We start from the raw sequence: 19,987 nt of genomic DNA, 5'->3' as shown, positions 1-19,987 counted from the left end.
CTTGGGAATCAAATGAATAGGATTTTTGTGATTGTGTGATTGTCTAAAAACAATCTAATCATAGTCGATCATTTAATCACTCTCAATCATAGTTTAGACGGTATTGTAATTAAGGATTACCGGAAATAACAAACCTACCCACTGCCACTAAAAACCCTCCTACCGCCGTAATTAAAATACCAATTAATGTCCAAATTTGAGCCTGTTGTGAACCTTTAATTGCCTTAACATCTTGCTTCAGGTTATCGATTTCCACCTTTAATACCTGTCTTTCCCCCTTAGCTTCTGTTAACTCAATTTTGATGTCTGTAACATCTTTTTGTAAATTCTCTAATTTGTGATTAATTTGAGCTAAAATTTCCCCTAGGTTTTGTTCAATTATTACTGACATTTATATTTTTCCTCATAATCAAAAAGCTCCCCGAATCATTCACCCTAAAACTCAAAAGTGTTGACCCAGTTTTTGGATAGCAAAAAATAATAAATTTTATCCTTTTCACAAAGCATTTTTGGGGCGACGGTTCCAAAATTCGGGCTAGTCAAAGACTAAACCCGAACTTGACCGAGTTTTTTAATCCTCTAAACTAATCTTGACCGGATTAACTTTCCAAATCTCTTGACAATATTCCCAGATTGTGCGATCACTAGAGAATTTAGCCATACGAACCGAGTTAAGAATCGACATCCGCGTCCACTTGTCCCGATCGCGATAAGCTTCACTTACCTGTTCCTGACAATCAGCGTAGGATTGATAATCAGCTAAAAGCATATACTGGTCATCGTAGAGGAGAGAATCAACGATCGGCCTGAATAATTCCTGGTCACCATGGCTAAAATAACCACTCTTGATTCGATCGATCACTCCCTTCAATTCGCGATTATTTTTGTAATAGCTCATCGGTTCATAACCCTGTGCTTTCTTAGCATAAACTTCTTCTGCTGTCAAGCCAAAAAGGAAGAAATTTTCTGCCCCTGCTTCCTCGCGAATTTCGATATTAGCGCCGTCCAGAGTCCCAATGGTGAGGGAGCCATTCATGGCAAACTTCATATTACCGGTTCCGGAAGCTTCCTTACCCGCCGTAGAAATCTGTTCGGAAAGATCAGCCGACGGATAGATGCGTTGACCCAAAGAAACGTTAAAGTTAGGCAGGAAAACCAATTTTAAACGACCTCTGACATCAGGATCCTTATTCACAATTTCAGCCACAGCATTAGTTAACTTAATAATTAACTTCGCCATAAAGTAACCGGGGGCTGCCTTACCACCAAAGATAAAAGTGCGCGGCACAATATCGATCTGAGGGTTCTGTTTAATGCGATTATAAAGGGCGATAATGTGCAGAACTGCCAGATGTTGGCGTTTGTATTCGTGAATCCGTTTTACCTGCACATCGAAAATCGAATTAACATCCACCTCGATATTGCGGGTTTTCAGCATATAAGCCGCTAAATCGGCCTTATTCGCCTGTTTAATTTCATACCAACGCTGACGGAATTCAGGATCATCAAGGTATTGTTCCAGTTTTCGCAATTCCTTCAGGTCTTTTAACCAATTATCGCCGATTTTTTCGGTAAATAGTGCCGATAATTGGGGATTGCTCAATAAAATCCACCGGCGCGGGGTGACACCATTGGTTTTATTGTAGAATTTTTCTGGCCAGAGCATGGCAAACTCTTTCAGGGTGTCTTTTTGCAGTAACTCCGTGTGTAAGGCAGCGACTCCGTTAATTGAGTGACTACCCACACAGGCTAAATTAGCCATGCGAATTTGTTTATTACCCCAACCAGCTTCTTCAACTATCGACAATTTGCCCAATAATTCCTCGTTATCGGGAAACCAAGTCCGCACATCGTCGAGGAAAAAGTGATTGATCAGGTAGATAATTTCTAGATGTCGGGGCAGCAATTTCCCGATCAGATCCGCCGACCAACGTTCTAGGGCTTCCGGCAATAGGGTATGATTGGTATAAGCGAAGGTTTTTTGGGTAATTGCCCAAGCTTTTGACCATTCTAAGCCGTTTTCATCCACTAACAAACGCATTAACTCAGCGATCGCAATGGCGGGGTGAGTATCGTTTAGTTGAATAGCGGCGGTTTCGTGGAAATTTTGCAGATTTTTGTGGCTTTTTAGGTGAATGCGAATTAAATCTTGCAGGGAAGCAGCCACAAAAAAGTATTGTTGGGCGAGACGTAATTCGCGACCGGCGGGGGTATTATCGTTGGGATAAAGGACTTTAGAAATGGTTTCCGCGTCCATTTTTTCAGCCACGGATTGATCGTATAATCCGGCGTTAAAAGCCTCAAAATTAAACGATTCACTCGCTTCTGCTTTCCAGAGACGCAAAGCGTTAACCGTGTTGGTTTTATAACCCGGGACGGGGGTATCGTGGGGAATGGCTAAAACCCGACGTTCCGGCAGCCATTGTACCCGTTCCTGTCCCTTATCATCGTGATAGATTTCCGTCCGGCCACCCAGTTTTACTTCCACACTTTCATCGGGACGGGGTAATTCCCAAGGATTGCCGAAGCGTAGCCAGTTATCGGGGATTTCCACCTGCCAACCGTCTTGGATCATTTGATGAAAAATGCCAAATTCGTAGCGGATACCGTAGCCGATGGCGGGAATTTCCAAGGAAGCGAGAGAATCAAGGAAACAAGCCGCTAAACGCCCTAAACCGCCGTTGCCGAGGCCGGGATCTGGTTCCTGTTCGATAATTTCCTCAAAATCAAGACCTAATTCCTCGATCATCTCTTTGATTAGGTCGTAAATACCCAAATTAGCGAGATTATTACCTAAATACCGCCCCATGAGAAATTCGGCGGAGAAATAGCAGACGAGTTTAACTTTTTCTTGTTTGTAGGTGTCGGTGGATTTCAGAAAACGACGCAGCAGGCGATCGCGAACGGTGTAGGCAAGGGCGACATAGTAATTGTAGGGACTGGCATTAGTGCGGTTAACCCCTTGCAAATAAAACAAATTGTCCAGAAAAGCCCGTTTTAGGGTTTCGGGACTCATGCCGGTGCGATCGTCTTCAACTAAAGTGGGGCATTGAAGTGCTTCACGCCCATCAGCTAGGGTAGAGGTTGTCTCCATGGGTTTTTGTTGTCCGTATATTCGGGAGTCGATCGCCGATCAGACCTGATGACGATATCCTTTATAGTTTACTTGTTACCTTTTGGAGAGACTCAGACATTTAGATTTCTATTGGTTTTGAGCGTATCTGCGATCGCAATTGCCGATAAAAAAAGGGTGAACCCTGTTCACCCTCCGACAATTATTCACAAAAAAAGCTTAATAGCGTTTTTTTCTGTCACCACCACCACCATTGAAGGGCGCACGCTCTGTGCGCTCTTCACGCTCGCGGGCCTGGTTAACTTTAATTGCTCGTCCCATCCAGTCAGCACCATCCAGTGCCTCAATTGCGGTAGTTTCCTGGGCTTTATTTTCCATTTCCACGAAGGCAAAACCGCGTTTGCGGCCTGTCTCCCGATCCACGGGAATATGGACTCTTTGAACGTTGCCGTACTCTTTAAAGACCTCGACCAGATCATCTTGGGAAATGTCGTAAGAGAGATTACCAACAAAAATAGACATAATACTTGAATCCTCGAACAATACTCGAAACGGTGTGGAGACACAAAATTCAGGGAGAAGCCGAACAATACTAAAGTAAAAGACTTACCGGATTAATACTGGAAACGAACTTGAACACTAATCTTGACTCTTGCCTCGATCATAACACAGAAAGAGTCGATCGCCGATCAGAATCTGATGACGATATCCCTTATAGTTTACTTGGGGTTTGCTGAATAAATCTAAAAACCTTGTTAGATAAGGTTTTTAGACTTTTTTTACCTCAAAAAGTGCTGACCCTTGGAGTGATCGGGGGTAAAATTCAGGTACTTTTTCCCTGAAAATTAGGTAACTGACCCCCTGAAAATGGGTAAAACCCCACACCCCACACCCCACACCCTGCCCCCACGAAAAACTTTTTGCCGCAAACCCTAATTAACGACAAAAAAAGGGTGAACCCTGTCCACCCTCCCACAATTATTTACAAAAAAAGCTTAATAGCGTTTTTTTCTGTCACCACCACCACCATTGAAGGACGTGCGCTCTGTGCGCTCTTCCCGATCGCGGGCCTGGTTAACTTTAATTGATCGCCCCATCCAGTCAGCACCATCCAGTGCCTCAATTGCGGCGGTTTCCTGGCCTTTACTTACCATTTCCACGAAGGCGAAACCGCGTTTGCGGCCTGTCTCTTTGTCAACGGGGACATGAACCCTTTTAACCTCGCCGTAGTCTTTAAAGACCTCGACCAGATCTTCTTGGGAAATCTCGTAAGAGAGATTACCAACAAAAATAGACATAATACTTGAATCCTCGAACAATACTCGAAACGGTGTGGAGACACAAAATTCAGGGAGAAGCCGAACAATACTAAAGTAAAAGACTTACCGAGTTAATACTGAAAACGAACTTGAACACCAATCTTGACTCTCGGCCCGATCATAACACGAAAAGACTGGAGTTAATGTTAACTTTTATTCTTCAGGGGAAGAGACTGTTTTGGCTATCGGTGGCTACTCCCTCAACCGCCAGCTTTTTTCTCCCGACGAAATAACCAAATCATCAGGGCCACCACACCGATTTGTAGGGCAAAATTGGGTAAGGCGGTGGCTACGTCCCTACCTGCCGCTAATTGGGCCAGAAAAACCACCGCACCGATAAAACCAGAAGCACCTAAACCGAGATAGATAAACTGCCGCAGACCTCGGTAGGGATTGGCCGCTTCCTCTTTCAAGCGGGCGTATTTTTGGGGATCGAGTCGAGGGGATTTGCTCATAAAAAAATCTTTCTAGCTTTGTATCTATTGTCCGTGATATAATCGGAAACTGGCAATGTGCCGATGTAGCTCAGTGGTAGAGTAGTTGATTCGTAATCAATTGGTCGTGGGTTCAAATCCCATCATCGGCTTGGGGTTTTACCTCCCGGAAGTTGACTAAGAAATACTGGTACAGTGGTTAAATGCCTTGGTTTTGTGGCGGCTATGGCAAAACCCCCTAAGGCCTTTGCCGGGGATTTGCGGCTCTCTTGGGTTTGGTGGGTAAAATCTATTCTCAGATACATTCCCACTGGCGAGCGAATGGAACGAACCACAAAGACACAAAGGACACAAAGATTGATCGGTCTTATATAAGTTAAACTTATCACACCAAGAGTAAGAGAGCCGATTGACTTCAATAAGCCATTTTAGCAGCAAACAAGAGGTAAAAGAGTTAATTCCTCTAACCGATCATTCCCTGTTTTGGGCGAAATCTTTGGGAAAAAATCAGCTAGTTACTAAAGAAAAGTTTGAATGATTTCTGCGATCGCTTGACGTTGGCAATCGTCATATCCCCAGCGTTCTAGAAAGGCTTGATATTCTCCTTGTCCTGTGTTTAAACTGGTAGCTAATTGTCGTAATTTTTCCCCCAAGGCTGGCGATAATAACTGCTTAATTAGTTGACTGGTTTTTTCTTGGACTTTCTCAGAACCTCGAGCATTTTCTTCGTCTCCTTGACTGCGATGATAGATGACCATTGCCGTGGACATGACCAGATTTTTAACTAATAATTCATTCACCAATGTCGGGGAAGTTTTTAAAGCGGTGATTACCTCCAAACTAGGATGTTCCGTATAGGATAAATCGCTGGTTAAATAAGTAACAAAGAATCCTCTAGCTCCATTTTCTGTGGAGACTAACTCAGTAAGTTTTTGAGTGATTGTATCGGTATCTAAAGACTGAATTTTACTTAGTAAATCTTGAGTTTGTTGGATAGCATTTTCAAAAGTTATACCCATAATAATAAATAGCCTTCTGTGAAGTTTAATAGAAAAATACTAAGCATCTAAATTATTTAACCAATTAGTTAAATCCTCCCCTGTTGAAAAATCCAATAAAGCTTCCCCCGCTCGTTCTAGATCATCAATATTCAAGGTCATAATCCGACTCTCTAGAGCCACATCAATAGCTCCTAACTTACGTTTAATCAGACGAATAATTAGATTTCTTTCTCTTGCTAAACCCTGTTCTAAACCCTGTTCTAAACCCTGTTCTAAACCCTGTTCTAAACCCTGTTCTAAACCCTGTTCTAAACCGCGGCGCATCCAACTGGTGGTAATCTGCATAACTCCCTCCTGTTCGGGTTGAATAAATGTGCTAATCTCCTGTTGAAATTCTATCTCCTCGGACGAGTTGAGATTGAGATAGGTATCGACAAAGCCTGAAATCAATTGCATTCTAGCGGCATCTAATCTTAATGTTACCAATAATCTTAGACATTGTGCTTTAACTTTTGCTCTATCGCGAGCATCAATTTTCATCTTAGCCATCAAAGCGGCTGCGACGGGATTAGCTTGATTGATAAAATCTCGCCAATTCAAGCGATTTAACTGGACAACTTGATAGTTAAATTCTAACACTTTTAAGTCAGGAAACTCAATTTTATATTGACGAATTGCTTCTTTTTGTGGACGATCATAGGAGAATATGACAATGGGATAAACTGGTAAGGCAAATTTTTGATGCAGACGAGCGAAATAAGTAAACATTCGCCGATTAAATTCTGGTTGAGAGCTAGACTGTGCTTCTAGATGAATTAAGAAAAATGATGATTGTCCTCGAAATTGAACTTGAGCGACTAAATCACTTTCATACTTTTCTCCTTCCGTGACATCGGTAAAGACTTCCTTGTCTAAAAATGTGATCTGATTAAGCTCTAAATAATTGATAATCTCAGGAAAAAATAACTGAATAAATTCAACAAAAAAAGTCGCAATTAATTCCTTAAATAAACGATCATGGTCAATAACATTATTCATACCTAATAATTATAAACGAGGAATCCTTCAGCTTATCTTCATACCTTTTTGTAGTAATTATCAAGGATTTTCCAATGACCAGCGCTAGGAGACAAAGAAATTAAATCCTCGATATTGCCTTCCATGCCAATTACCATAAAAGTTGGTTTTTATTCAAAAAATTTTCATCAATTTTTCATCCCTACCCAACCTCAGCAAAAACTTGCCGAACTGCTTGGGCTACTCGCTCAATTTGCTCGTCTGTGAGAGCTAAACCGCTAGGCAGATAAAAACCCCTGCGCGCCAGTCTTTCAGCCACGGGACAGGAAATATTTTGCAATAATCCCATTTTGTGAAATACCGGTTGTTCGTGCACACACCAGAAAAAAGGACGCGTACCAATCTGATGTTCTTTGAGGCGTTTCATCGCTTCCATAGCATCAAAGTTAACCTCATCTTTGAGAACAATACCATAAACCCAATAAATATTTTCGGCATAATCAGTTTGAGGTAGAGGCAATTCTAGACAGGGGATATTTTGCAATAATTCCCTGTAGCGTCTGCCCATTTTTCTTTTGCGCTGGACAAAAGTTTCTAGCTGTTCTAATTGGGCTAAACCCACTGCCGCTTGCAGATTAGTCATCCTCAGATTCCAGCCCAGTTCTTCGTGAATAAAACGTCGTTGGGGCTGAAAATATAAATTTCTCAGGGAACGACAACGCTCAAAAATATCCTCTTGGTTGGTGACAATCATGCCCCCTTCCCCAGTGGTAATATGTTTGTTGGAATAAAAACTAAAGATGCTGATATCACCGAAACTACCACAGGGTTTGCCTTGATAGGTTTGACCGTGCATTTCCGCCGCATCTTCAATAATCTTCAAACCGTATTTTTGAGCTAATTCTAAAACTGGAGTCATTGCCACCGGTAATCCGTAGATATGAACCACCATTATCGCTTTAGTGCGGGGCGTGATTTTTGCCTCTATCTGAGCGATATCCATGTTCCAAGTCTGCGCTTCGCAGTCCACCACCACGGGAATCGCCCCGGCTTTGACAATGGCGGCCGCGCAGGAAATGATGGTAAAAGTGGGAAGAATTACTTCATCCCCCGAACCAATTCCTAAAGCGACGATGGCCGCTTCTAAGGCCATAGAACCATTGCACACGGAAACGGCATACTTTCGCCCAACAGCGAGGGCAAATTTTTCTTCAAACTTCTCAACGAAGGGACCTTCCGAAGAAATCCAACCGCTATCAATACATTCGTTAAGATACTGTTTTTCCTTGCCCGCAAGTAGTGGCTCATTGACAGGAATAAAGCTACTCATTCTATCTCTGCTCCTGCCATTTTAACCAAGGTTTCCTCAATTCCTGTAAAGCGAGCTTTATCCTGATTACCAACATAGGGACCCTGTTTTACTTCAATCATTTCTATTTCTTCTAAGACTTGGAAACCATGGCCACCTTGGATCAATAAAACCACATCCCCATCTCTCAATATATGACTTTCTAGATATTTTTGGTCGTCATCATAGAAATCTACCCGCAGTTTTCCTTTTTTGATAATTAAGACTTCCTGGGTAAAAAATACTTCCCGTTGTACTTTGTTATGAACGTGGGGCATAATACTTTTTCCCGTCGGGTGTCTCATATAGGCCAACTGTTGGGAAAAATCGTCGGGAGTTAGGAAATGAACTCCCTCTTGGTTAAACTCTCGTCGGAGAATTATCGCTAAAACTTTACCCTCTTTCATGATTTGAGAAATTGGCAAAGAGTTAAATTTACTTTCTGGCTTATTTTTCTGATTTGGTCGGCAGAGAAAATCCAAAGATAAAAAGTCTGCAGCTAGTTTAAACATGAATTGAACCCTCCTTAGGAAATGGTTGTGAGAAAGGCTGAAATTAATTTACAGAAAAGAAACGGCCAACCTATGACTAACTTTTGTTACCCCTAATAGGCCAGGGTGAGAGCATCTCAAACGCTATTGACAATTGACTTGTGATCCGCGTCGGCATTTCAAGTGATACCAGTCAATCATCATAGTTACGAACTCGACCCATTTGGTTGATTTTTGCTTAACAATTGAGATGGCAAATTCTACTTAAATATGCCTGAACCAGCCTCTGGGTAAGCAACTCACATAAAGTTTATTTGATCAAGGATTGTTAAGATTGGCTTACCCTCCTAATGGGCCGATTTAATTTACTAAAGCTTAATCTAATTAACAAGATATTGATTTAGTTAATACAGGTTTAATCTCGATTAAGGCAATGACATTATACCATACATTTAAAAAAATACAAGCGTAAATTGGTTTTTTTAAAATCTTTTTATAGACGAGCTTAACTTATCTTAAAATGTAGTGTACGGCTTACCTGCCATCCTTATTTGACTGACGGCTAACTGCTATATTTTCTGATGATGATATAAATAGCAAAAACTATAGACGAATAGCTATGAGCTTTGGTGAAGAATTTCAATTACTGCTGCGGGCGCGCTATCCTCTCATCTATATTACCACCTTAGAAGAAGAACGTCTCGAAAAAGCGATCGCCGATATTGCCAAACAGAGCAATAACCGTGCTGTCTATGTCTGGGATTTTGTGGATGGTTATCAAGATAATCCCAATAATGAGAACTTTGCTCGGCGTAATCCCCTGCAAGCTCTTGAGTTCGTCGAAAAGCTGCCGACTAACATCGCCGCCATCATGATTTTACGCGATTTCCAGCGCTTTCTCGAAGATATTTCCATCGCCAGAAAATTGCGTAATCTTGCCCGTTCCCTGAAATCTCAGCCTAAAAACCTAATTATCGTCGCTTCCGAACTGTCTATCCCCTCGGATCTCACAGAAGTAATCACCGTCGTCGATTTTCCCCTCCCCAGTGGCGAAGAAATTAAACAGGAAATTCAGCGATTAATCGCTGCCACCGGACAACCCGTCAAAGAACCACTCCTCGATGAATTAGTGCTTTCTGCCCAAGGATTATCCCTAGAGAGAATTCGTCGGGTTTTAGCTAAATGTTTAGCCAGTCACGGCAAAATTGAGCCAGAGGACGTGGAATTAATTTTGGCAGAAAAACGCCAATCGATTCGTCAAACCCAGATATTGGACTTTTATCCCGCCACAGAGCAGATTTCTGACATCGGCGGCCTAGATAATCTCAAAGATTGGCTGATTCGTCGCGGTGGTGCTTTTAGTGAACGCGCCCGCGCCTACGGTTTACCCAATCCCCGGGGTTTACTATTGGTGGGAATTCAAGGAACGGGTAAATCCCTGACAGCGAAAGCTATTTCCCATCATTGGCACTTACCGCTACTACGTCTAGACGTGGGGCGTTTATTTGGCGGATTGGTGGGAGAATCGGAATCGCGCACCCGTCAGATGATTAATCTCGCCGAAGCTTTAGCTCCCTGTGTGCTGTGGATAGACGAAATCGATAAAGCTTTCGCCGGAGCGGAGGGAAAAGGCGACGGAGGAACCACCGGACGGGTTTTCGGGACTTTTATCACTTGGTTAGCGGAGAAACAATCGCCAGTTTTTGTCGTCGCTACGGCTAATAACATCCAATCTTTGCCCCCGGAAATGTTGCGAAAAGGACGCTTCGATGAGATATTTTTTGTCGGACTACCTAGCCAAAAGTCCCGCGAGGAGATTTTTAGCGTTCATCTGGGGAAAGTCCGGCCCCATAATCTAAAAAGTTATGATATAAAGCGACTAGCCTACGAAACTCCCGATTTTTCGGGGGCAGAAATCGAACAAACCATCGTGGAAGCGATGCACATCGGGTTTAGTCAAAATCGCGACTTTAGCACCGATGATGTGCTTGAGGCCGCTAGTCAGATTATACCCCTAGCCCGCACTGCTCAAGAACAAATCCAGTTTCTACAGGATTGGGCCAAGTCCGGTAAAGCTCGTTTAGCCTCTCGCGATGATCGTTTTAATGTTAATCCTAACAGTTAATTTAGCACCAATATGAAGCGTTTATCTGGTTTATTACAATTTATGGTTGGTTTTGTCCTGGGAGTGGTCATTTTAGTCGGTGGGGCCACTGCTGTCGCCTATATACTTCTCTCTGGTATGAGTTCTAATCCTCCTAAACCCGTCTTTACCGAGGAGAAAAAAGAGGAAACTAAGGAGGAAAAAGCCGCCGTCAAACCTTCTCCCATCCCCACTACTCCCGTCCAAGAACAACCCCAAGCTGAGGTGAAAGAGTCTCCCACAGCTGCCCCAGCACCAAAAGCTGCCCCGAAACCCAGTCCCGAAGAAACAAAAAAAGAAACCACATCCGAGGGTTATCAAGCGCGGGTGACATGGCAAAGCGGTTTAAGTCTGCGCTCGGAACCTACCAGTGAATCCACTCGTCTCGGCGGTCTGGATTATAATACTAAAGTCAGTGTGGTGGGAACCAGCAGCGATGGGCAATGGCATCGCGTGCGTCTGTCCGATGGTCGCGAAGGTTGGATTAAAGCGGGTAATATTTCTAGAGTCGAGTAAATATTTATAAGGGTTAGGTTTTCTAAATCTACCCCTTTCCCTAATCAGTAATTGGACAAAATTAAATTGACACTCTGGCAGGAGAGAACCCCAGAACTGCTCAACTCCAGAAGTAAAAAATATCTGTGATTAATTCTGTCTAGGTACTTAACCACTACTTCAAGAGCGATTATCGCGATTAACTTTTCTGATTAACCAATAACTTGCCGCTAAAGCTAAGGTTCCCACGGTGAGCGCAATTAAATCATCTTTACTGTATTTCTTGGGATCGAAAATAATAATTTTTCGAGAGATGGCAATTAAAGCCGTAACTACGACTAATTCAACCTGTACGATGTGTTTTCTTAAGTAAGCAGTGACGTTTTCTAATAACTCTAAGGCGATTAAAATATTGAGAAATAATCCGAAGATTTCAATTAAAGTTTTACTAAAAAAACCGACGGGTTCCGTAGTAAATAAATCTTGGATTAAGATAACTACTAGATCATAAAGAGAAACAATAATAACAACAATTAAGGCTACGGATAAAACCTTAGAAACTATGTTTTCAATGAGATGAATCGACCTCATGAAATCTTCATCGCGCCATTGTTGACCGAAATTGATAAGTAGTTTCCGTATCTGTTTGAGCATGATCAATTAAGTAAAAAGTAAAAATTATTATTGTATTTTATTGCTAATTGTTCTATTTAGTTAATAAGTAAGCTGATCCCCCCTTGATCCCCCCTTAATAAGGGGGGCGTTGATCCCCCCTGCCCCCTTAATAAGGGGGGTATCTGACAATTTTTAAAATCTACCTACTTAGAAATAATTTTACTTGAAGAAGGCTTCCCTAGAAAAAAAATCTAGGTGCGATCGCTATTAAGTCAACCGCACCCCAAACTAATACAAATGCTCACATCTAGCTGACATCATCGTGAGCGAAACGATTATAAAGGAAGTCGAGGGCATAGTTACGCAGACGATAATATTCAGGGTCCTCCATAATTCTCTCCCGATCGCGGGGACGGGGGAAATGAATATTCATCACTTCGCCGATTTTCGCTTCTGGTCCATTGGTCATCATTACCAGCTTATCAGCGAGGAAAAGAGCCTCATCGATATCGTGGGTAATCATCAACACCGTACAGCGTTTATCTTGCCAGATTTTCAGCAATTCTTCCTGTAATTCCTCTTTGGTAATCGCATCCAAAGCGCCGAAAGGTTCATCAAGAATCAACACTTCCGGACGGATAGAAAGGGCCCGGGCGATCGAAACCCGTTGTTTCATCCCCCCGGAGATTTGGGGAGGGGTTTTGTCCATAGCTTCGGTTAAACCCACCATAGCTAAATGGTCGCGCACGATCGAGCGTTTTTGTGCCTCTGGAGCATTGGGAGACACCGCATCTACCGCGAGATAGACATTTTCAAAAACGCTTAACCAAGGCAATAAAGCATAGTTTTGAAACACTACCATGCGATCGGGACCAGGTTTAGTAATTGTCTTACCGTTAACTTTAACGATGCCATCGGTGGGAGAAGAAAAACCCGACACCATATTTAATAGGGTCGATTTACCGCAACCAGAGTGACCGATCACGCAGATAAATTCACCTTCATTGATGCTGAGATTAACATCCTTGAGGACGGTGTAGGGGCCTCTGGGAGTGGGATAAACCTTAGAAACTCCTTCAATGGTAACAAAAGCTTCTTTAGTGGGGGTCTGGGTTACTCGGTTAACGGTGTCGGTGGTGGTGTACATGATTAGTCTTTGGGGGAAATTAGATAATAGGAGCAATGGCTAGGGATAATTGGTTAGGAATTATCCCCTTAGTCGATTTTTAGGCAATTTTGCGGGATTCGCTGGCACTAGGACGAGCATCAATAGCCACTTCGGCCATGGTGACGTTTTGTTTGATCTCTAAACTATTGAGATAACCGATCGGATCCTCGGCATCAAACTCGATACCATCGAATAAAAGGATCGGTGTGCGACGATATTTAATATCCCCTAGACCCAATTCCCGGGCTGCGGTACTAAAAACACCCACCCGACAGACGCGTTCGAGAATTTCTACCCAGTTACGGGGGAAAGGAATGTGGCCCCAGCGTGCCATTTGGGTCATCATCCAGAGGTGTTCGGTACGACTGGGACGATTTACCCCATCTCCATAGAACAGATGGTGTGCATATTCTTTCATCGGTCGATCGAGACTGCACGCATAGGAGTTGGGATCACCCAGTTGGATATAATCGATATTGGTACTAAGGTACTGACGACTGGCGAGGATTCGACGAATTTCTTCCTGATTCCCTTCCTCGGCACAGTAGCGACAACCTTCCAGCAGTGCTTTAACTAAAGCGACGTGGGTATTAGGGTATTTATTGGCCCAATCTTCCCGGACTCCCAGGGCCTTACCCGGGTGGCCCTGCCAGATTTCTAAGTCGGTGGCGACGGTGTAACCGATACCCTCCATGGCGGACCTGAGATTCCAAGGTTCACCGACACAGTAACCGTCAATACTACCGGTTTTCAGGTCGGCTACCATTTGGGCCGGGGGAATAGTTTCGAGGTGAACGTCTTTATCGGGGTCAATTCCCGCTGCCGCTAACCAGTAACGTAGGAGCAAATTGTGCATCGAGGAGGGGTGAACAATGCCAAAAATATGGCGCTGATCCCTCGATTCCAATAGCATCTGTCTTAAGGCGTTACCGTCAATCACCCCCTCGTCATAGAAGCGTTTAGCGAGGGTGACACCGTTACCGTTACGAGTCATAGTCAGGGCGCTGACAATCGGCAAAGGTTGCTCCTGATAACCACCGACGGTTAACCAGGTGGGCATTCCTGAAGGCATTTGCGCCCCGTCGAGGAATCCCCCCGCGATCCCGTCCACAACGCCTCGCCAACTGGTTTCCCGGACCAAATTTACCTCATCTAGACCATGTTTAGTGAAGAATCCCTTTTCTTTGGCCACTGCTAGGGGCGCGCAAGCGGTGAGGGGAACAAAACCGATTTCTAGATTGACTTTTTCTAAACCGTGACGGGCAATTACTTCGACTTTGCGAGCGCGTAGTTTTTTGATCCGTTTTTGTTGGTTGAGGAAATAGATAATCTCGCTCCGGAGACTGTAGTAACTGGGGTGTTCCACCACTTCCATCCGTTTGCGGGGACGGGGGATATCTACTTCCAAAATACCGCCAATTTTTGAGCCGGGGCCGTTGGTGAGCATGACGATGCGATCGGATAATAGCACCGCTTCATCCACATCGTGCGTCACCATTACCGAGGTCATTTGGTATTCTTCGCACAGCTGCATTAACTGTTCCTGTAGATTACCTCTAGTCAGGGCATCTAACGCCCCAAAGGGTTCATCTAAAAGTAGGACTTTCGGACGAATGGCTAGGGCGCGAGCGATCGCTACCCGTTGTTTCATCCCCCCCGATAATTCGTTGGGACGTTTATCCACTGCATGACGAAGATTGACCAGATCGATATATTTTTCGACTTCGGCTTTTCTTTCTTCTTCTGACAGTTGGGTGAGAACTTGATCGACGGCCAGAGTGATATTTTCTTTGACGGTTAACCAGGGTAAAAGGGAATAGTTTTGGAAGACTACCATGCGATCAGGCCCCGGTTTTTTAATGCTTTGACCTTGCAAAGTCACCACTCCTTCCGTGGGCAAATCTAAACCAGCGATCATGTTTAAGAGGGTGGATTTTCCGCAACCAGAGTGACCGATGAGGGAGATAAATTCCCCTTTTTTGATCTGTAAATCGATACCTTTTAAGGCCACATATTCACCGCCACCACTGAGGGGGAATACTTTATCAATGTTATCGACAGCGACAAACAAACTCATAGTTTTTTCTCCTTAAATTTCCTCAAGTTTCAGTTATTGGAAAATGGGGAAACTCTCCCCATTGATTCCCTATTGACGAACGATTTGATTTTGCAACCAAGCCATAAAGCGATCGAGCAATAAACCCACACCACCGATATAAAACAGAGCGAGAATAATATCGCTAATGTAGTTATTTTGGTAGGCATCCCAGATAAAGAAACCGATACCGACGATACCCGACATAACAATTTCCGCCGCAATAATCGCTAACCAAGCTAAACCGATCGCAATTCTCAAACCAGTGAATATGTAGGGAAGTGCCGAGGGAATTAATATCTTGAAGAAGAATTTTTTGCTGGACAATTGCAAGACTTGTTTAACGTTGATATAGTCTTGGGGAATTTGTTGGACACCGACGGTGGTATTAATCAAAATCGGCCAAACTGCGGTAATAAAGATAACGAATAAAGCAGCTGGTTGGTTTTGTTGTAAAGCGGCCAAAGATAGGGGAACCCAAGCAAGAGGAGGAACTGTTCTCAGGAATTGGAAAAGGGGATCGAGTGCCTTATTTAAGAAAGAATTTAAACCGACCATAATCCCAACGCCAATACCCACCACTGCGGCTAAAGAATAACCGATTAATACCCGTTGCAGACTGGCTAAAGTTTGCCAGAATAGTCCTTTATCAATGCCCCCACGATCAAAGAAAGGATACATTAAATAAGTACGAGTCCGTTCATTGGTGATTAGGTCGGATGGGGGGGGTAATTTGATTAATCCCAGCATCGAGACTAATTGCCAAACAATCAGAAAACCCAGGGTACCGATAATGGGGGGAAGAATGTCATGGGAATGCTTTTTCCAGAATTTACTGAAGTTGAAACCACCTTTACCTGTTCTGCTGACGCTACTTGCCATTTTGCCGTTTTCCTTTGTTGAAGATAAAGTTACTTGATTGGGGAGAGAAGAAAACATTTTTGGGATTGATAGACTAGATATTTTATGCCCCTAGCCTATCGGTAAAAGCTCGCTATTTTTTGATCGCCAAACTATCGAGATAAGCTTGGGGATTGGCGGGGTCAAAAGTCTTGCCATCGAAGAATTTCTCGACACCGCGGGAGGTACTGGTGGGAATATCGGCTGCGGGAACTCCTAATTCTGTGGCTGCCGCTTTCCAAAGATCCTCGCGGTTAACTTTGTCGATTAAGGCGGAGGCAGTGGTTAAACTTTCTTTCGGCAAGAAACCCCAACGAACACTTTCGGTTAAAAACCAGAGATCATGACTCTTGTAGGGATAGGAAACGCTACCGGCGGGATCTTTCCAGTAGAAAACCCCTTTATTTTTGTCGGTGATTTCCGGTTTACCGTCACCCATTTTCTGCATTCCTTTGAGGGGACCGGCGATAATTTCTTCTTTGAGGTTGAAATAAGCCGGTTTAGCGAGAATTGCCGCCGCTTCTGCCCGATTTGCCTCTTGATCGAGCCATTGCTGCGCTTCCATAATTCCTTTTAATAAGGCCTTGGTGGCTTTCGGGTTTTTATCCACCCAATCGGCGCGGATAGCGAGGTATTCTTCCGGGTGATAGGGCCAGATTTCTGCGGTTAAAGCTGACATAAAACCGATCTGATCAGCCACAATTCGCGCCGGCCAAGGATCACCGGTACTAAACGCATCCATGGTTCCCGTTTTCATGTTGGCCACGGTTTGGGCTGCGGGTACGGCAATTAGGTTAATATCCGTATCGGGGTTAATCCCACCGGCGGCTAACCAGTAACGAATCCAGAAGTCTTGATTAGCTTTCGGGAAGGTATAGGCAGCTTTGAAGGGAGTTCCCGTCGTTTTCATGCCGAGGATGTAATCTTTGGCGGGTTTTAGGTCTAAACCGATATTTTTGCCCTCGTGTTTACCCGCAATCGCAATTCCGTTACCCTGGGTGTTTAACTGCGCTAACACATACATGGGGACTTTAACGTTATTTTTAGTGATTAGTCCCTCAGAAATTAGGTAAGGCATGGGCATTTGCCACTGTCCCCCGTCAATTCCGCCCGCATCTGCCCCAATTTCGACGTTATCTCTAGCGGATCCCCAGTTTGCTTGTTTGGAGACTTCCACATCGGGCATCCCGTATTTAGCAAAAAAGCCTTTTTCCTTGGCAATAATTAAAGGTGCTGATTCAACAATCGGGATATAACCTAATTTAATTTTGGTGGTTTCGGGGGCCTCTCCGGGGGCCACCGCTACGGGAGAGGCTGCCGGGGAAGCGGGCGCGGTGGTGGTGGTTCCACCCGTACTGTCGGGGGGATTACCCACACAACCTTTGAGGACAACAGCCCCTGCGGCTGAAACTGCCGCCGTGGTTAAAAATTTCCGTCTCGAAAAATTTGACATAGAATCCTCCTACCTGCTGCTAAAGCAAATATGTGTGCTGAATTATGGGTAAAGGAATCCCTCGCTAAACTTCCCTTCTAGCCCGTGCTATAGAAATTTAGCTATGGAATATTGAATCTCGATTGAACTTACTAAATAAGTCTAGCGGAATTTGGAAAAAATAATTAATCCGAGCGAGAATTTTATTTACAAAAATTTAATTCGATTGATAAGAATTAATTAAGACCATTGATATATCTAGCTTCTAGCCACTTAAAAAGGTTTCCGTAGGGCGCTGGAGCAGGGGTGATGGGGTGATGGAAGTGGGGAGAAACAACAAAATGAGCCAAGGGTGAGTTTTAGGAATGCGGTTCCTTGCGGCTTGGTAGAATGGACAATATGCTTTCACCCCAAAGTAATGACCAGATCCAAACAGCCGAAATCACCGAACTCCTCTGATTCGCCCACCTCTCCTTCCTTGGCTCTGTCTTCCCTACATTTTCGTCTCCAAGCTTTAGAGGAGGAGCATCAGTGGCTCCTCAAGCAGATTGGCAGAAAACGCAACGAACTGAAGAAATTCCTCGACCAGATGCGTTCCTTAGCGACGGAGATTTTCCAGAGAGGGCAACCCCTCTATCAAAAACTTACCGACCTCGACCGCGAAATACACGCCCTTTTTGACGAAATCCTCACTGCTAGAAAAATGGGGCAGCAGACAAAAAAAAGGATTCTCGGAATTTACGAGACACTTCAGTTAACGGGGGTGATTAGCCCAAAATTTGACGATGGAGATGAAGAACTAGACGAACTTTTCGGAGACGAAGAGTCGGAAGGATCATCGGAGCAATCCGCGCAGGATTTCTTCTCTGGGGGAGACTCCTACGGCCGTCACGATGATGGAACAGAGATATCACCTGAAAGCTCGCCTAAATCTCCTGAATCTAGACAAATACGCCGCACTTTCCTGAGAATGGCTGAGATTTTTCACCCCGACAAGGTTACAGACCCCGAAACTCGGATGCGTCACAACGAGATTATGAAGGAAGTCAACCGTGCCTATAAAGAGGGAGATATTGCCAGACTGCTGGAAATCGAACGACAGCATCAAATGGGGGACTCTTTCGCGGTTGAAGGCTCATCGGAAAGCGACCTCCAACGACAGTGCGAGAGGGTTGAAACCAATAACGAACTACTTAAAAAGCAATACGAGAACCTGAAAAGAGAACTGCGCTCGGTGCGAAATACCCCGGAAGGCGAGATGGTGAGGGCCAGTCGCGCTTGTGAGAAGGATGGCATCGACCCGATTGAGCAAATGCTAGAGGAGATGAAATTACAAGTTCAATCCACCGAAAAAGTCTATAATTTTGTCCGTGACTTCCGCGATAAAAAAATAACGGTTAAAGAGTTTCTGCGCGGACCGGTCAGGATGGGCAGAAGCCCGGAAGAGATGGAAGACATTCTTGATCAACTTCTGGAGCAACTTCGCGGAATCAGCCGTTGAAGAGAGAAAGCCAATATTTAGGGTATGCGGCAAAAAGTTTTTCCTGGGGGCCGAGTGTGGGGTTTTACCTAATTTTCAGGGAAAAAGTCCCTGAATTTTCCCCCCAATCACTCCAATGGTCGGCACTTTTTGAGGGAAAAAAAGTCTAAAAACCTTATCCAACAAGGTTTTTAGATTTATTCAGCAAACCCTATATATTCTCGAATTAGTTAGGCGATTAGCTTTAACGCCAATTCTCCCACGATAATCCTTGAATACGAGCAAATTCTTGGGGATTGGCCGTAATTAATTTAAGATTATGAGTAATCGCCGTTGCACCGATTAACAGATCGTAAGCACCAATGGGAGTGCCGGATTGTTTGAGAGCTGCTCTAATTTGAGCGGCGCAAATGGCTTCTTGATTGCCAAAGGCAAGAATTGAGATAGAAGCAAGAAATTCGTCAAGAATGGGTCTTATTTTCTTTGCCTTCGCTGGGTTAAGAAGTAGTCCATATTCGATTTCCATTAAAGTTATCGCAGAAACGGCAATTTCCCTAGGAGAGTGATTTTTGATCTGCCCTAGAGTGTTGCTATCACCTTTGACAAAATCACTAATCGTACAAGTATCGAGCAAAACCAGCACTAAATCACCTCATCTTCTCTAGGTGGGGAAAGTTCCTCTCTATAAGCTTCAAAAATAATACCATCACTTACCCCTTGAAAATTAAGGATAGTTGACGACCATTGAGACTGTTCTTTTGTGGTAATTAAAAGCTGTATTGCTTCTCGAATCAAAGCATTCTGGGATTTGCCTGTAGAGTGAGATAAAGCCTGTAGTTGCTGACTTAATTCATCTTCCAGATAAAGATTGAAGTTCATAACTTAAATTAAGCAAATAAGTAGCTGGTTATAATTAAATGAAAAATGGACTTTAGGTTCGATCCCCCCTGCCCCCCGTGATAAGGGGGGTGCCGGT

General features: G+C 43.9%; 19 protein-coding genes and 1 tRNA gene. 4 read left to right on the top strand and 16 right to left on the bottom strand.

Annotated elements, in window-relative coordinates; translation table 11 throughout:
* Positions 1–109 precede the first annotated feature (109 nt).
* From PN470_RS03425 to PN470_RS03405, 5 genes are all read right to left on the bottom strand, one after another.
* The gene (locus PN470_RS03425; protein ID WP_002736843.1) at positions 110–391 is read right to left on the bottom strand and encodes a hemolysin XhlA family protein; all 282 of its coding nucleotides are present in this window, start codon (positions 389–391) and stop codon (positions 110–112) included.
* A gap of 180 nt (positions 392–571) precedes the next feature.
* On the bottom strand, positions 572–3,094 hold the full coding sequence (locus PN470_RS03420; RefSeq protein WP_272103661.1) for a glycogen/starch/alpha-glucan phosphorylase: 2,523 nt from the start codon (positions 3,092–3,094) through the stop codon (positions 572–574).
* A gap of 198 nt (positions 3,095–3,292) precedes the next feature.
* The gene (locus PN470_RS03415; RefSeq protein ID WP_271938913.1) at positions 3,293–3,595 is read right to left on the bottom strand and encodes an RNA recognition motif domain-containing protein; all 303 of its coding nucleotides are present in this window, start codon (positions 3,593–3,595) and stop codon (positions 3,293–3,295) included.
* Between the two features lie 473 nt (positions 3,596–4,068).
* Entirely contained in the window at positions 4,069–4,371 is a 303-nt protein-coding gene (locus PN470_RS03410) for an RNA recognition motif domain-containing protein (protein ID WP_103112647.1), read from the bottom strand.
* 221 nt (positions 4,372–4,592) lie between these two features.
* Complete coding sequence (locus PN470_RS03405; protein WP_002751490.1) at positions 4,593–4,847, bottom strand: DUF3493 domain-containing protein; 255 nt, start codon at positions 4,845–4,847, stop codon at positions 4,593–4,595.
* 59 nt (positions 4,848–4,906) lie between these two features.
* Between PN470_RS03405 and PN470_RS03400 the strand changes: the two genes are divergently transcribed.
* A tRNA-Thr gene (locus tag PN470_RS03400) sits at positions 4,907–4,978 on the top strand.
* Positions 4,979–5,344: 366 nt separating this feature from the next.
* Here PN470_RS03400 and PN470_RS03395 read toward each other — a convergent pair.
* The 4 genes from PN470_RS03395 to PN470_RS03380 form a co-directional block, all read right to left on the bottom strand.
* Positions 5,345–5,845 carry a hypothetical protein gene (locus tag PN470_RS03395; protein ID WP_103112645.1) on the bottom strand — a complete coding sequence of 167 codons (501 nt, stop codon included), beginning with the start codon at positions 5,843–5,845 and terminating at the stop codon, positions 5,345–5,347.
* Positions 5,846–5,884: 39 nt separating this feature from the next.
* Positions 5,885–6,865 (bottom strand): DUF4351 domain-containing protein, encoded by a 981-nt coding sequence (locus PN470_RS03390; RefSeq protein ID WP_002773319.1) that lies wholly within the window; start codon positions 6,863–6,865, stop codon positions 5,885–5,887.
* Positions 6,866–7,046: 181 nt separating this feature from the next.
* On the bottom strand, positions 7,047–8,174 hold the full coding sequence (locus tag PN470_RS03385; RefSeq protein ID WP_103112644.1) for a DegT/DnrJ/EryC1/StrS family aminotransferase: 1,128 nt from the start codon (positions 8,172–8,174) through the stop codon (positions 7,047–7,049).
* Entirely contained in the window at positions 8,171–8,704 is a 534-nt protein-coding gene (locus PN470_RS03380) for a hypothetical protein (protein ID WP_002751481.1), read from the bottom strand. Before PN470_RS03380 ends, PN470_RS03385 begins: the two co-directional genes overlap by 4 nt.
* Positions 8,705–9,302: 598 nt before the next feature.
* Between PN470_RS03380 and PN470_RS03375 the strand changes: the two genes are divergently transcribed.
* Positions 9,303–10,808, top strand: a complete 1,506-nt coding sequence (locus PN470_RS03375) for an AAA family ATPase (RefSeq protein ID WP_002751478.1) — start codon at positions 9,303–9,305, stop codon at positions 10,806–10,808.
* A gap of 12 nt (positions 10,809–10,820) precedes the next feature.
* Positions 10,821–11,342: an SH3 domain-containing protein gene (locus PN470_RS03370; protein ID WP_271935900.1), complete on the top strand. Its 522-nt coding sequence runs from the start codon at positions 10,821–10,823 to the stop codon at positions 11,340–11,342.
* A gap of 159 nt (positions 11,343–11,501) precedes the next feature.
* On the opposite strand, the gene PN470_RS03365 is transcribed toward PN470_RS03370, so the two are convergent.
* From PN470_RS03365 to PN470_RS03345, 5 genes are all read right to left on the bottom strand, one after another.
* Complete coding sequence (locus PN470_RS03365) at positions 11,502–11,975, bottom strand: phosphate-starvation-inducible PsiE family protein (RefSeq protein ID WP_002751476.1); 474 nt, start codon at positions 11,973–11,975, stop codon at positions 11,502–11,504.
* 268 nt (positions 11,976–12,243) lie between these two features.
* Positions 12,244–13,083, bottom strand: a complete 840-nt coding sequence (locus PN470_RS03360) for a nitrate ABC transporter ATP-binding protein (RefSeq protein ID WP_002737031.1) — start codon at positions 13,081–13,083, stop codon at positions 12,244–12,246.
* Positions 13,084–13,162: 79 nt separating this feature from the next.
* Positions 13,163–15,181, bottom strand: a complete 2,019-nt coding sequence (locus tag PN470_RS03355; protein ID WP_272103655.1) for an ABC transporter ATP-binding/substrate-binding protein — start codon at positions 15,179–15,181, stop codon at positions 13,163–13,165.
* Positions 15,182–15,250: 69 nt separating this feature from the next.
* Entirely contained in the window at positions 15,251–16,081 is an 831-nt protein-coding gene (gene ntrB, locus PN470_RS03350; RefSeq protein ID WP_272103686.1) for a nitrate ABC transporter permease, read from the bottom strand.
* Positions 16,082–16,193: 112 nt separating this feature from the next.
* Positions 16,194–17,552: a CmpA/NrtA family ABC transporter substrate-binding protein gene (locus tag PN470_RS03345; RefSeq protein ID WP_272103653.1), complete on the bottom strand. Its 1,359-nt coding sequence runs from the start codon at positions 17,550–17,552 to the stop codon at positions 16,194–16,196.
* 397 nt (positions 17,553–17,949) lie between these two features.
* Here PN470_RS03345 and PN470_RS03340 point away from each other — a divergent pair, with 397 nt between their 5' ends.
* Positions 17,950–19,032 (top strand): molecular chaperone DnaJ, encoded by a 1,083-nt coding sequence (locus PN470_RS03340; protein WP_123230776.1) that lies wholly within the window; start codon positions 17,950–17,952, stop codon positions 19,030–19,032.
* 223 nt (positions 19,033–19,255) lie between these two features.
* On the opposite strand, the gene PN470_RS03335 is transcribed toward PN470_RS03340, so the two are convergent.
* A complete protein-coding gene (locus PN470_RS03335; RefSeq protein ID WP_002759214.1) occupies positions 19,256–19,654 on the bottom strand; it encodes a type II toxin-antitoxin system VapC family toxin in 399 nt (132 codons plus the stop codon).
* Positions 19,654–19,890, bottom strand: coding sequence for a CopG family transcriptional regulator (locus PN470_RS03330; protein ID WP_045361284.1), 237 nt, complete (start codon positions 19,888–19,890; stop codon positions 19,654–19,656). The genes PN470_RS03335 and PN470_RS03330 overlap by 1 nt, the downstream gene beginning before the upstream one ends.
* Positions 19,891–19,987 lie beyond the last annotated feature (97 nt).

Source organism: Microcystis sp. CS-574 (assembly GCF_028329095.1).
Classification (GTDB): domain Bacteria; phylum Cyanobacteriota; class Cyanobacteriia; order Cyanobacteriales; family Microcystaceae; genus Microcystis; species Microcystis ichthyoblabe_A.
This window is presented reverse-complemented; position numbering and strand designations above follow the sequence as displayed.